This is a genomic window from Pseudomonas sp. LS2P72, from assembly GCF_054897865.1.
The window spans coordinates 1,530,875-1,543,029 of sequence record NZ_CM142708.1; the positions used below are offsets into that span (position 1 = coordinate 1,530,875).

11 protein-coding genes and 1 rRNA gene are annotated in these 12,155 nt (G+C 59.2%); 7 read left to right on the forward strand and 5 right to left on the reverse strand.

Features of this window, described 5'->3' with window-relative positions; translation table 11 throughout:
• The first annotated feature begins 49 nt into the window (after positions 1–49).
• From rrf to ACYZUA_RS07060, 4 genes are all read left to right on the forward strand, one after another.
• Positions 50–165, forward strand: a 5S ribosomal RNA gene (rrf, locus tag ACYZUA_RS07045).
• Between the two features lie 148 nt (positions 166–313).
• Positions 314–973 carry a paraquat-inducible protein A gene (locus ACYZUA_RS07050; RefSeq protein WP_461962542.1) on the forward strand — a complete coding sequence of 220 codons (660 nt, stop codon included), beginning with the start codon at positions 314–316 and terminating at the stop codon, positions 971–973.
• Entirely contained in the window at positions 960–1,583 is a 624-nt protein-coding gene (locus tag ACYZUA_RS07055; RefSeq protein WP_461962543.1) for a paraquat-inducible protein A, read from the forward strand. Before ACYZUA_RS07050 ends, ACYZUA_RS07055 begins: the two co-directional genes overlap by 14 nt.
• On the forward strand, positions 1,576–3,879 hold the full coding sequence (locus ACYZUA_RS07060) for a PqiB family protein (RefSeq protein WP_461962544.1): 2,304 nt from the start codon (positions 1,576–1,578) through the stop codon (positions 3,877–3,879). Before ACYZUA_RS07055 ends, ACYZUA_RS07060 begins: the two co-directional genes overlap by 8 nt.
• 75 nt (positions 3,880–3,954) lie before the next feature.
• Here ACYZUA_RS07060 and mksF read toward each other — a convergent pair whose 3' ends face one another.
• The 3 genes from mksF to mksB are packed head-to-tail and all read right to left on the reverse strand — an operon-like array spanning position 3,955 to position 8,760.
• Positions 3,955–6,795, reverse strand: a complete 2,841-nt coding sequence (gene mksF / locus ACYZUA_RS07065) for an Mks condensin complex protein MksF (RefSeq protein WP_461962545.1) — start codon at positions 6,793–6,795, stop codon at positions 3,955–3,957.
• The gene (gene mksE / locus ACYZUA_RS07070) at positions 6,792–7,493 is read right to left on the reverse strand and encodes an Mks condensin complex protein MksE (protein WP_008145537.1); all 702 of its coding nucleotides are present in this window, start codon (positions 7,491–7,493) and stop codon (positions 6,792–6,794) included. The genes mksF and mksE overlap by 4 nt, the downstream gene beginning before the upstream one ends.
• Complete coding sequence (mksB, locus tag ACYZUA_RS07075; RefSeq protein WP_461962546.1) at positions 7,483–8,760, reverse strand: Mks condensin complex protein MksB; 1,278 nt, start codon at positions 8,758–8,760, stop codon at positions 7,483–7,485. The genes mksE and mksB overlap by 11 nt, the downstream gene beginning before the upstream one ends.
• A gap of 206 nt (positions 8,761–8,966) precedes the next feature.
• On the opposite strand from mksB, the gene ACYZUA_RS07080 reads away from it, so the two are divergent.
• A complete protein-coding gene (locus ACYZUA_RS07080; protein WP_283190951.1) occupies positions 8,967–9,716 on the forward strand; it encodes an energy transducer TonB in 750 nt (249 codons plus the stop codon).
• Positions 9,709–10,161, forward strand: coding sequence for a ribosomal protein S18-alanine N-acetyltransferase (gene rimI / locus ACYZUA_RS07085; protein ID WP_461962547.1), 453 nt, complete (start codon positions 9,709–9,711; stop codon positions 10,159–10,161). The genes ACYZUA_RS07080 and rimI overlap by 8 nt, the downstream gene beginning before the upstream one ends.
• A 156-nt stretch (positions 10,162–10,317) precedes the next feature.
• Here rimI and ACYZUA_RS07090 read toward each other — a convergent pair whose 3' ends face one another.
• Complete coding sequence (locus tag ACYZUA_RS07090; protein ID WP_461962548.1) at positions 10,318–10,722, reverse strand: serine kinase/phosphatase; 405 nt, start codon at positions 10,720–10,722, stop codon at positions 10,318–10,320.
• A 152-nt stretch (positions 10,723–10,874) separates the two neighbouring features.
• Between ACYZUA_RS07090 and can the strand changes: the two genes are divergently transcribed.
• Complete coding sequence (can, locus tag ACYZUA_RS07095; RefSeq protein ID WP_461962549.1) at positions 10,875–11,519, forward strand: carbonate dehydratase; 645 nt, start codon at positions 10,875–10,877, stop codon at positions 11,517–11,519.
• Positions 11,520–11,525: 6 nt separating this feature from the next.
• On the opposite strand, the gene ACYZUA_RS07100 is transcribed toward can, so the two are convergent.
• Complete coding sequence (locus ACYZUA_RS07100; protein WP_461962550.1) at positions 11,526–12,050, reverse strand: SET domain-containing protein-lysine N-methyltransferase; 525 nt, start codon at positions 12,048–12,050, stop codon at positions 11,526–11,528.
• Positions 12,051–12,155: the final 105 nt, after the last annotated feature.

Consider the following 12,155-nt stretch of genomic DNA (forward strand, 5'->3'; position numbering starts at 1 on the left):
CCGATTTGCTGAAGCGAGGCCAGCTGGCCACGACTCGGTACCCGAATTTCTTGACGACCATAGAGCATTGGAACCACCTGATCCCATCCCGAACTCAGCAGTGAAACGATGCATCGCCGATGGTAGTGTGGGGTTTCCCCATGTGAGAGTAGGTCATCGTCAAGATTAAATTCCGAAACCCCTATCTGCGTATGCAGGTAGGGGTTTTGTTTTGCCCGCAGGAAAGTGGCTTTCAGTTAAAGCACAAATTTGCACAGTTATTTTCGATCCATGACACTAGAATAGATCCATCTTTTTCGGAGCCAGAGCCTTTATGCCAGATCCGGTTGACACCCCAGGGCTGTCAGAATTACCGCTGGACGACTTGGTAGCATGTCATGAGTGCGACTTGCTGATGCGCAAGCCCGAACTTGCCCATGGCGAGAAAGCACTCTGTCCGCGCTGCGGTTACGAGCTCTACGCCCATCGGCATAACGTCGTACAGCGCAGTCTCGCGTTGGTTATCGCCGCTCTGTTGTTGTATATCCCGGCGAACTTTTTACCCATCATGCAGCTCCATCTACTCGGGCAGTCATCGCACGACACCGTCTGGAGCTGCGTTGTCGGCCTGTTCGATACCGGAATGCAGGGCGTTGCAGTCGTGGTATTTCTCTGCAGCATGGGAATCCCGCTGCTCAAGTTGCTTTGCCAACTGGTTGTACTGCTGAGTATTCGTTTTGATATCGGACGCAGTTACGGCCTGTTGCTCTACCGCATTTATCACCATTTACGCGATTGGGGGATGCTCGAGGTCTACCTGATGGGCGTACTGGTCGCGATCGTCAAACTGGCAGATATGGCAGCAATTACCGTCGGGATTGGCTTGGCGTGCTTTATCGGTTTGTTGTTGGTTCAGGTCTGGTTGGAGGTTGTGATGTCGCCCCATCAGATCTGGCAGGCTTTATCAGGAGAGGATGCCCATGCGGGCGATTGATGCAGGCATTCTGATTTGCACCGAATGCCATGAATTGAACAAGCAGGAAGCGGACACCGACGAGCAGGTCTGCACCCGCTGCGGTGCGCTGGTTCACGCCCGTCGCCCGAACAGTGTGATGCGTACCTGGGCGTTGCTGGTTACCGCTGCAGTTCTCTACATCCCGGCTAACGTGCTGCCGATCATGACCGTCAGTTCACTGGGGCAGGGCGATCCCAGCACCATCATGTCCGGTGTGATTCAACTGGTTCAACACGGCATGATTCCAATCGCCGCCGTGGTTTTTATCGCCAGTATTCTGGTACCGACGTTCAAATTGGTGGGTATCGCACTGCTGCTGTTTTCCGTGCAGCGCCGTCAGCCACTGTCGGCTCGCCAGCGCATTTGGATGTACCGCTTTATTGAGTTCATTGGCCGCTGGTCAATGCTCGATATTTTTGTGATCGCCATCCTGGTGGCGGTTGTGAATTTCGGACGGCTTGCCAGCGTCGAAGCCAATCTTGGCGCCATCGCTTTCGCCAGTGTGGTGATTCTGACGATGCTTGCCGCAGTAACTTTCGATCCCCGACTGATTTGGGATAACACGGAGTCGGACGACGACCATGACTGATTTGCCTACAGCAAAAACCCGACCGGCCTCGAACTGGTCAGCTATTTGGGTGCTGCCCTTGATCGCCCTGATCATCGGTGGCTGGCTCGGCTGGCGTGCCTACAACGAGACCGGCATCGAGATTCAAGTGCGTTTCGAAAGTGGTGAAGGCATTCAAGCCAACAAGACCGAAGTCGTCTACAAAGGCATGTCGGTGGGTAAGGTAAAGACCCTCAAACTTGATGACGAAGGCAACTCCAAAGGTGTGATCGCCACCGTCGAAATGAACAAGGACGTGGAGCCATACCTGCGGACCAGCACCCGTTTCTGGCTGATCAAGCCGAGCGTGACGCTGGCCGGCATCACTGGCCTGGAGACACTGGTCTCGGGTAACTACGTCGCGATAAGCCCGGGCGAGGGCGAGCCGACGCGCAAGTTCAAAGCCCTGGCCGAAGAGCCGCCGCTGTCGGACGCCCAGCCCGGTTTGCACCTGACCATCAAGGCTGATCGCCTTGGCTCGCTGAATCGCGGCAGTCCGGTGTTCTACAAGCAGATCAAGGTTGGGCAGATCAAAAGCTATTTGCTCTCCGAAGACCAAAGCACCATTGAACTCAAAGTGTTCATCGAGCCCACCTACGCCAAACTGGTACGCAAACACACGCGCTTCTGGAACGCCAGCGGCATCAGCATCGACGCCAACCTGTCGGGTGTGAAAGTGCGTAGCGAGTCGCTGGCGAGCATTGTCGCCGGCGGTATCGCGTTCGCCACGCCGGAGAACCGCAAGGACAGTCCGCCCACCGATCCGAGTCTGCCATTCCGTCTCTACGAAGATTTCGATGCAGCCGCCGCCGGTATTCGGGTCAAGGTCAAACTCAGCGACTTCGAAGGAATGCAGGCTGGTCGTACGCCAGTTATGTACAAAGGCATCCAGGTCGGCAATCTGAAAGCGCTCAAGATCGATCCAGATCTATCCAGTGCCACCGCCGAATTGACCCTCGATCCTCTGGCTGAAGATTACCTGGTCGAAGGCACCCAGTTCTGGGTGGTTAAACCGTCGATCTCGCTTGCCGGTATCACCGGTCTCGAAGCGTTGGTCAAAGGTAACTACATCGCCGTGCGTCCCGGAGACAAAGGCGCCGCACCGCAACGCGAGTTTGTGGCACGGCCGAAGGCACCGCCGCTCGACTTGCGTGCGCCAGGATTGCACCTGGTGCTGTTCACCGAAAACCTCGGTTCACTGGAGGTCGGCAGCCCGATTCTCTACAAGCAGGTCAAGGTCGGTTCGGTCCAGAGCTATCAGTTCTCACGCAAAAAAAAGCAGTTGGTGATTGGTGTACACATCGAGAAGGAATACGAAGGTCTGGTCAACGCCTCGACACGGTTCTGGAATGCCAGCGGCATCACGCTGACGGGTGGACTGACCGGTGGAATCCAGGTCAAAAGTGAGTCGCTGCAAAGCCTGATGGCTGGCGGCATTGCTTTCGAAACTCCGGAAGCCAAGGCACCGTTGCAGAAGCGAATTCCGCGTTTCCGTTTATTCGCCAGTCATGATGAGGCGACGCAAAAGGGCGCCGTGGTAACCATCAGGGTTGATCGCGCCGATGGTTTGCGCAGCGGCACGCCGATTCGCTTCAAAGGCCTGGATGTCGGCAAGATCGAAGACGTCGACCTCAGCGATGATCTGCAATCGGTGTTGCTGACTGCACGAATCACCGAAGTGCCGGAGCGTATCGCTCGGGTCGGGAGTCAGTTCTGGGTGGTCAAACCTGAACTGGGTCTGATCAAGACATCCAACCTCGAAACGCTGGTCACTGGCCAATACATCGAAGTGCAACCGGCCGCGAAAAACCTCGGCCCACAGAAGAACTTCGTGGCCCTGACCAATCCGCCGGAAACCGCTAAACAAGAAGCCGGTTTGAGTCTGGTGTTGAGCGCTGCCCGCCGTGGTTCGCTCAAAACAGGTGTGCCGGTCACTTATCGCGAAATCACCGTGGGCAAGGTGACAGGCTATGAACTCGGCCAGACGGCGGACCGTGTACTGGTGCATATCCTGATCGAGCCGAAGTACGCGCCGTTGGTGCGCAGCGGCACGCGGTTCTGGAACTCCAGTGGTTTTGGCTTTGATTACGGCTTGTTCAAAGGGGCGACGATGCGTACCGAATCGCTGGAGACGCTGATTCAGGGCGGCATCGCTTTCGCCACGCCGGACGGCGAGCGCATGGGCAGTCCGGCGCTAGCTGAGCAAACGTTCCCGCTGTTCGATAAGTTCGAAGACGAATGGCTGACCTGGGCGCCGAAGATTTCAATCGGCAAGTAGCCCCAAGCAGCAGGCATGAAAAGGCCGCGATCCATTGGATCGCGGCCTTTTTTTATTGCTGTCGATTAATGCAAATCAGACCGCATCCAGCTCCGGTTCATCCGCTTCAACGGTAGCGGCAGCCTTCACCTCATCGTGACGACGGATGTACTTCCAGTCCGCCTCGTCGATGTAGATCCCGTTCGGGCCGCTCCCGCCTTCCAGGTCGATGGCGACACTGGCGCAGACCTGCGGCTTCACACTCGCCAGGATCGGTACGAAGCCCAGTTGCAGACTGGTTTCCAGCAACGCTGCCTGGTTCTTCTCGTCGATGTCCGCTGCCTCGTCGAGGTAGTACGGCAGGCGCACGCGACCGGCCTGGTCGCGGTCCATCAAGTGCAGCAACAAGTACATGTTGGTCAGCGCCTTGATGGTCATGGTCGTACCGTTGGAAGCGGCACCATCGATGTCAGTGTGGATAACCGGCTGACCGTTGACCTTGGTGATCTCGAACGCCAACTCGAACAAATCCTTGAGGCCGAGCTGGTTGTGGTTCGCCGCCACCAGGCGCGCCAGGTATTCCTTGGCTTCTTCGTTCTTGTTGTCCTGATCGGCGCTTTGGCTCAGGTCGAAGACGGAGAGGGTTTCGCCTTCTTCGTACTGGCCGGCGCTGTGGATGATCTGGTCGATGTGCTTGAGCGCTTCCTTGTTCGGGGCCAGAACGATGCGGAAGCTTTGTAGGTTGGAGACCTGACGCTTGTTGATCTCGCGGTTGAACAACGCCAGTTGATGCTCGAGGCTGTCGTAGTCGCTGCGGATGTTGCGCAGGGTCCGGGCAATGTCGGTAACGGCCGCGCGACGCGCCTTGCCAAGGGTCAGGGCTTCGTCGGTGCGGTGCGCGTAAGCGTTGATCAGCAGTTGCAGGCGACGCTCCATATCGTCTTCGCTGTCGAACTTGGCGACGCCCTTGAGACGCACCTGCGCATACAGCGCCTCGATCTGACCATCGCTGCGCTGCAAACCCTGCCAGCTGTCTTGATAGTCATTGAGCAACGGCAGCAGGTTGTCCATGGAATCGTCGATCGGGTCCATGAACGGCGTACCGAACGGCAGGTCTGCGGGCAGCAGCTGACGGCGGCGCAGGGCGTCGTCGAGGGTGCGTTGCTTGGCTTCCATGTCGCCGATCTGCCGGCCGACCAGTTGCAGTTTGGCCGACAGTTGCTGGACCCGTTCGGTAAAGGCGTCGCTGGAACGCTTCAATTCGTCCTGCGCCGCTTCCATCTGCGCCAGCTGTTCCAGCTTGTCGCCTTCCTCAGCGCTCAAGGTTTGCGCGCGGCGGAAATCTTCCAGCGCTTTCTGCGCATCCAGCACTTGTTGGTACAGCGCTTCAGTCTGGGTCTTGCTCGCGGCGCGGTCGGCGGCCACGGCCTGTTGGGTCTTGAGTTGCTTGAGCTCTTTGTCCAGACGCTCTTTCTGATCGCGCAACGCGGCGCGGTCGGCCAAGGCTTGGAGTGCTGGCGGTTCGATGTGCGAGATGTCGATGGACAGGCCCGGCACTTCGAAGCGCTCGCCCTTGAAGCCGTCGAGAATCAGCTCCATGGATTTGACCCACTGACCTTCCTCGTCCAGCGTAATACCGTGCTCACCCAGCGGCAGGCTGAATAGCGCGCTGTTGAACAGGCGCATCAGACGCTCGACGTCCTGTTGCGAGAACTCTTCGCGCAGACGGGCGTAGCTGTTGTTGTCGGCGTGATCGAGTTGCTGCTTGACCGACTTCAGGCGTTTTTCCAGGTCCCGCAGACGCTCTTCCAGATCCTCGGCGCTGAACTGCCGCGACTGCGCCAGCGCACCGGCCAGTTCATCGTGCGCGTCCTTCGCCGCGAGCAGTTGCTGCTCAAGCACTTTGACGTCATCGACCAGTGCGAAGCGATGCTTGAGCACCGACAGCTCGCCAAGCCAGCGCTGGATGCCGGTGATTTCCCGCTCCAGACGCATCAGCTCTTGAGTGCCGCCGCGTTGATCGTTTTGCAGCGCGTCTTGTTCGTTGCGGTAGTGCTCGGCCTGAATCGTCAGCTCTTCCTTGCGCGCACTGGCGTAGTCCGACCAGGTGCCGAGCAGGGAATCGAGCAGCGGCGAGATCCGGTGCAGTTTGCCGCGCAGGATATTGCGCTGGGTCACGCCTGCCGCAAGGGCTTCGACCAATGGGCCGGCAGTGACCAGCGAGTTGTAGTCCTGCTCCATACGTCGTACATCGCGGAACGCTTCTTCGCACGCGGCGATGTAGTCGACGCTGCCGGAACGCAGGCTGTGTTCGAACGCATCGAGAAACAGCTGCTTGAGCTTGGCCGCGGTGATTTCGCGCATGTGCAGCAGGTTGATGAACAGTGCGCGGAAGGTCTTCAGGCTCTGCTCGCTGGTGGAGCGCAGCGGGATCAGCGTCAGGTCCAGCGGAATCGAGGTGTGACCGCCGACCAGCAAGCGACGCAGTTCATCAGGCTTCAACTCGTAGGCTTTCAGGCCTTCGCGCTCAAGGTTGGTGAACAATTCTTTCTGACGCAGGCAAGTGTCGTTTTTCTGGTAATGGGCCAGATCCAGCTTGCCGGCGTAGGCAAAGAACTGGTGACCGAAACCACCGCCCGGGCCGCGACCGACCACGCCGATCACGTGTGGACCGTGAGGCAGCGAGACCTCGACCAGGATGTAGCTGGTGTCCGAGGCGAAGTAGAAACGCCGGGATTGTTCCAGGCTGTACTTGCCGAAACTCATGTCCGACATGCGCGCCAGGATCGGGAACTGCAAGGCGTTGATCGAGGCGGATTTGCCGAGGTTGTTCGCGCCGTAAACCGACAACGGTTCTTCTAGCGGGAACAGGCCGAGGCTGTAGCCGGCGGTGTTCAAAAGGGCAAAGCGGCGAATGCCGTAGCGTTCCTTGCTCATGCGTCGGTCTCCTGTTCTTCGGCAATGGCGCGGGCCATGGCGTCTTCTTCGCTTTCTTCAGCGAAGTCGCTCAGATCGAGTGGGTCATCGGTTTCCAGAAGTTTTTCGTCGCTGTCGTCATCGATCAGCACAGGGACCGGCAATGGCAACACACTGTGCAGACTGGCCGCCAGGTCGCGATCCTGCTGGACCGACAGGCAGACATCGAGGAAGCGGTGCATCGGCGGCAGGAAACGGTAGATGCCGTTTTCTTCGCCGGCAAAACCGAGCTGAGTCATGCGCCGCATGATTTTTTCTTCGAGCTCTTCGACGGTCTGCACTTCGGCCTGGATAAACAGGTCGCGGTACTTTTCCAGCAACGATGGCAACTCGTCGCGGCCGAGGCTGCCACCGTCGAGCACGGCGACCGGGTCACGGCCCTGATCGGCCAGGTGCTCGACGAGAATGAAGGTGAACAGCGCCAGACGTTGCGCGGTCTTGTTCACCGCCGCCGCAGCGAGGTCCGGCACGAAGTAGTAGAAGCCCCGGGTGTCGCAGACCAACTCAAAGCCCAACGCCTTGAACAGCGTGCGGTACTGATCCTGGAAGTTCGACAATTGCGCGTACAGCTCCGGGTCGCGGCGGCTGACGTGGTAGCCCTTGAACAGCTCGCGAAAAATCGGCGCCAGCTGGGACAGTTCGTTTAGATCAAGATGCATGTGGGATGCTCGCAGAATCCTCGGCGGCGGTGTCGCCGGCCGAGAGCAGGGCGAAGGAGCGCAGGCTGACCTGATGCTCGTGAGTGTGGTAGTCGCGGCGTTCCAGACGTTCGCGTGTAAAGCGCTTTTCCCGCGACAGGCGCGAGAACCAATAAAGTAATTCGTCGGTAGCGCCGTCCGGCTCTTGCTCCAGCAACCAGGTCATCAGGTCCGGCATCGGCAGGGCGTCTTCGCAGCGTTCGAGCATTTCCCGAACCGTGCGTGGCGCGCGCGGCGCTTCGCCTTTCTGAGTCTTGTGGGCCTTGGGGAAGCGTGCCGGTTTCGGCTCGAAGCGGGCCAACGCGTAAACGTAGGCTTCGACCTGACTGGCACTGCCGAGGAAAGTGCTTTGCGGTCGGGTAAACATTGGCATCGCCGCTTGTGGCACCGCATCGATACCTTTGCGACGAATGGCCGACAAGGCCAGCGCCGCGCCACGGGTCACGGCGTTGTGCCGACGGGCTTCTTCACGCAGCGGCAGCAACAGCTCGCGGGCGTGACGCAGCGTCAGCTGGGCGCTGGTCTGCATTTCGAGGATGCGCGCGTGGGTGCGCAGCAGCATGTCGTCGTCGACCAGATGGCCGAGGCGCTGCTGCTCGGTGAGCATCTTCAACAGCACGTTCTCGACCTTGCGCACGCCTTGTTCGAAGGCGCCGTCGGCGTTCACCAGCTGAATCATCGGCTCTACGTATTCGTCCCAGGTCGCCAGTACTTCAGCGTAACGCTGACGCAGGGGAATCTGCCGGTCGCTGGTCTTGGCGCGCTCGGCGACGGCCACCAGGGCCTGTTCGTCGTTGGCGAGCTTTTTCAATACGTCCCGTACGCGCATGTCGAGCAGGCGCAACTGGCGCGCCAGGTCGTGGCCGTCGCGGATGTCGAAGGCGTCCTGGATATAACCGGCCAGACGCTCGAGGTGGCGCAGATAGGCTTCGATCTCCAGGCACAGGCCCAGACGGTGCTCACGGCGCAGGTAGGCGAGGAAGTCGTGGATCTGCGCATTAAGCTCGAAACGGTTCGGGCTTTTCGCCACGGGAACCAGAATGTCGAGGCGGATCCACACATCCAGCAGGCTGGTGATGTCCTGCGGCGTACTGTCCAGTTGCTGGGCGGCCAACTGTGAACGCAATTCGTTGAGGCTCAAGGTGCCTTGGTCGAAGTGCTCGCACAGCGGCTCCAGAAGTGCCCAGTGTTCAGCGAGGGCGCGCAAGACGCGCTTGGGTTCGATCATCGGAATGGCCGGCTGGTTGACGAATAAAAGCAGCGATTGTACTGCATCACGCCCGTTGCGATTCACTCTCGGGACGGACAGTTGGCTTTCTATCGATCAAGCGTGGGCGATCTTGAGCGAAGGGCGGTAGAATCACCGCACTTTAGTTATCCACAAGTGGCCGACCTTTGCTTATCGAGTCCCGTCGCCGCGCTTATTTGACCGCCATGCAGGTGGTCAACTGGCTGCCGCGCACCGAATTGCCCTTTGCTGCGCCCTCGCGCCCTGAGTTGCTGGAGATGCCCGAGCCGTTGGTCGTCGCGCCGGTTGCTCCGGTTGCGCCCGTGCCTGTGGCTGATTCGCCCGTGGAACCGCTGGTTAAACCGGCCGAGCGGGTGAAAATCGAGGTGCCACGGCCATCGCTGGCCAGCACGCGCACGAATGCCAAGGTTGAAGAAGAGGCCGCTCCGGTTGTGGCCAAGGCGCCCGTCGTGCCGCCACCGCGTTTCGCCCTGCAATTGCTGCGGGCCGGGCGTTGCCTGCTGCTGGTGGAGTTACCCACAGGCGAATCGTTCCAGACCCGCGACCCTGCCTATCTATTGCTCAAGGACATGCTGCGCGCCGCCGGTCTGCCGGACAGCCCGCAAATCGTCGGCGAGCCGGTGCGTTGGCCGCTGTTGTCTCGGGGCACCATGGATCAAGGTCCGGAAGCGGCTCGCGACTTCGTGCAAGGTTTTCTCTCGGCCCGGCTGGAAGACGCACCGTGTGTCTGCGTGTGGCTGATCGGCCTGCCGGCAGTGCGATTCGCCGGTGAGGCGAACGCCGAATCCTTCAACCGTGAACTCCAGGTCGAAGGCCTGGGCTCGGTCTGGGCCCTGCCGGGTCTGGAATTATTAATGGAAGAGCCACAGCGTAAGGCTGATGTCTGGCAAGCCATGCGTCGGCTGATGGCGCGCTGGAAAGAATCGAATGAGTGACGCTGTATCGTTCCGCCCGATGACCGAGGCGGACCTGGACGCTGTACTGAAAATCGAATACGCGGCTTACAGCCATCCCTGGACTCGCGGGATTTTTCTCGATGGGCTGGGTAAATATCAGATATGGCTGATGTTTGAAGGCCAGCAACAGGTTGGCCACGGGGTGGTGCAGATCATCCTTGATGAAGCGCATCTGCTGAACATCACCGTCAAACCGGAGAACCAGGGCCGTGGCCTGGGCTTGACGTTGCTGGAGCATTTGATGTCCCGGGCGTATGACGCCAAGGCGCGGGAGTGTTTTCTGGAAGTGCGCGACAGCAACCGTGGCGCGTTCAAGTTGTATGAGCGTTATGGGTTTAACGAGATTGGTCGTCGACGCGATTACTACCCGGCGGTAAGTGGGCGTGAAGATGCTGTCGTCATGGCCTGCACTTTGGTGGATTGAGCCGTAAAAGCATCGCGGGCAAGTCGGATCGCCGCATCGCATGCTCCTACAGGTTTAGTGGCGCTCACACATTTTGTGTTCGGCGCCAAACCTGTAGGAGCATGCGATGCGGCGATCCGACTTGCCCGCGATGGCGTACTGTCAGACGCTAGAGAATCAACGATTACCGTCCATCGGATCCCGCCGCGCCAGTTCCTCTTCATCCAGCCCATTGCCCCCGCCGATGTCGTCTTCATCGACGATGCTCAAATCCCAATCGGCCTGGTCACCTTCACCCGCTTCGTGGGCGTCCCGTGCGCCGTCTTCTCGGATCAGGTTTTCCGGGCTCATGTCATCGTCGGTGGGCTCATGGTCATCGGTCGAGGCCCCGGTCATGCCGGCTTCACGTACGCGTTCCCGAGGCATCAGGCGTTCACGCTCCGTTTGCGGCAGCTCGTCGCCGATTTTGGCGCTGGGTTCTTCCTCGTCGAAATCCAGCTCATGCATCGAGCCCATGCGGTCTTCGTTGTCATCGATGGGCTCGGGTTGCACCGCATCGTACGGACGTCGTGATTCAGTCATGGTAATTCCTCATACTGTAGGCCTTACTAGGGTGGACCCCCTGGGCTGCTGAGAATTCCTCCGGCATGGAAAACCGGGTATCTGCATCTGGCGCGTGACCCCGACAGAGGGTTGTCTGTCATAGAAGCGCACCATTCTCGAGGCTTCATCGCATGAACGAACTACAAGATCTGATTGATAACAACGAGCGCTGGGCTGACGCGATCACCAAAGAAGATCCTGATTTCTTTGCCAAGCTGGCTCGTCAGCAAACCCCGGAGTACCTGTGGATCGGTTGCTCCGACGCCCGGGTGCCGGCGAACGAGATCGTCGGCATGCTGCCCGGCGATCTGTTTGTACACCGCAACGTGGCCAACGTGGTGCTGCACACCGACCTCAACTGCCTGTCGGTGATTCAGTACGCGGTCGACGTGCTGAAGGTCAAACACATCCTCGTTACCGGCCACTATGGCTGCGGCGGTGTGCGCGCCTCTATGCAGGACCGTCAGTTGGGCCTGATCGACGGCTGGCTGCGCTCGATTCGCGATCTCTATTATGAAAAACGCGAAGAACTCGCCAAATTGCCCACTGAAGAAGAGCAGGTCGACCGCCTCTGCGAATACAACGTGATCCAGCAAGTGGCCAACGTCGGGCACACCAGCATTGTGCAAAATGCCTGGCACCGCGGGCAGAGCCTGTCGATTCACGGCTGCATCTATGGCATCAAGGACGGTCGCTGGAAAAGCCTGAACGCCACCATCAGCGGTTTCGAGCAATTGCCGCCGCAATACCGTCTGCGCCCGGTCGAGGCGTTGTAACGCCCCTCAGCAGAGACTTCGCCGGCGCCAGTGCTGCAGAAACAACTGGCCGTCGGCGTTTGGCGATTCATCGTAGCCGGTGATCCAGCCTCGGCAGTCGAACGAGCCGCACTGGCAGGCGAACTGACGCAAGAGTTTGTCTTCGGTGGAAGCGTAGTCCATCGTCAGTCGGTCGCCTTTTTTGATGTCCTTCAGCGCCCACAACCACAGCTCACTCATGTCGAGAAATACGTTTGGGTCGCAGGAGTGTCGCAGCAGCCCGCAGAAGCTCGGGTCGTAGACATGGATGCCACGGGCCAGTTGCCGGGTATGCCGACACCGATAAGGCAGCAGATGCCCCGAAGCCCGACAAATTCGGCTGATGCGTGGAAAATCCCGAAGTACTGCGACGGCTGCCGCCGATCCGTTGGTATTGTCGATAATCTCGAAGTCGACCCTGGAGGGGAATCCCAAGCGAACGGGCAGCTCCGCAAATGGATAAATCCCATCGGGAGGTTTTGCAAGCGTCTCGTGCAGAGCGTGGGTTTTCATAAACGATCCTTGTCGGCTGGGTGCTGCGACCTCCATCAGCTGACGATCCTGTCAGCTCTGCAACACATGGGTACGACTCAAGCGTCTCGCAAATGAAACGGCGGG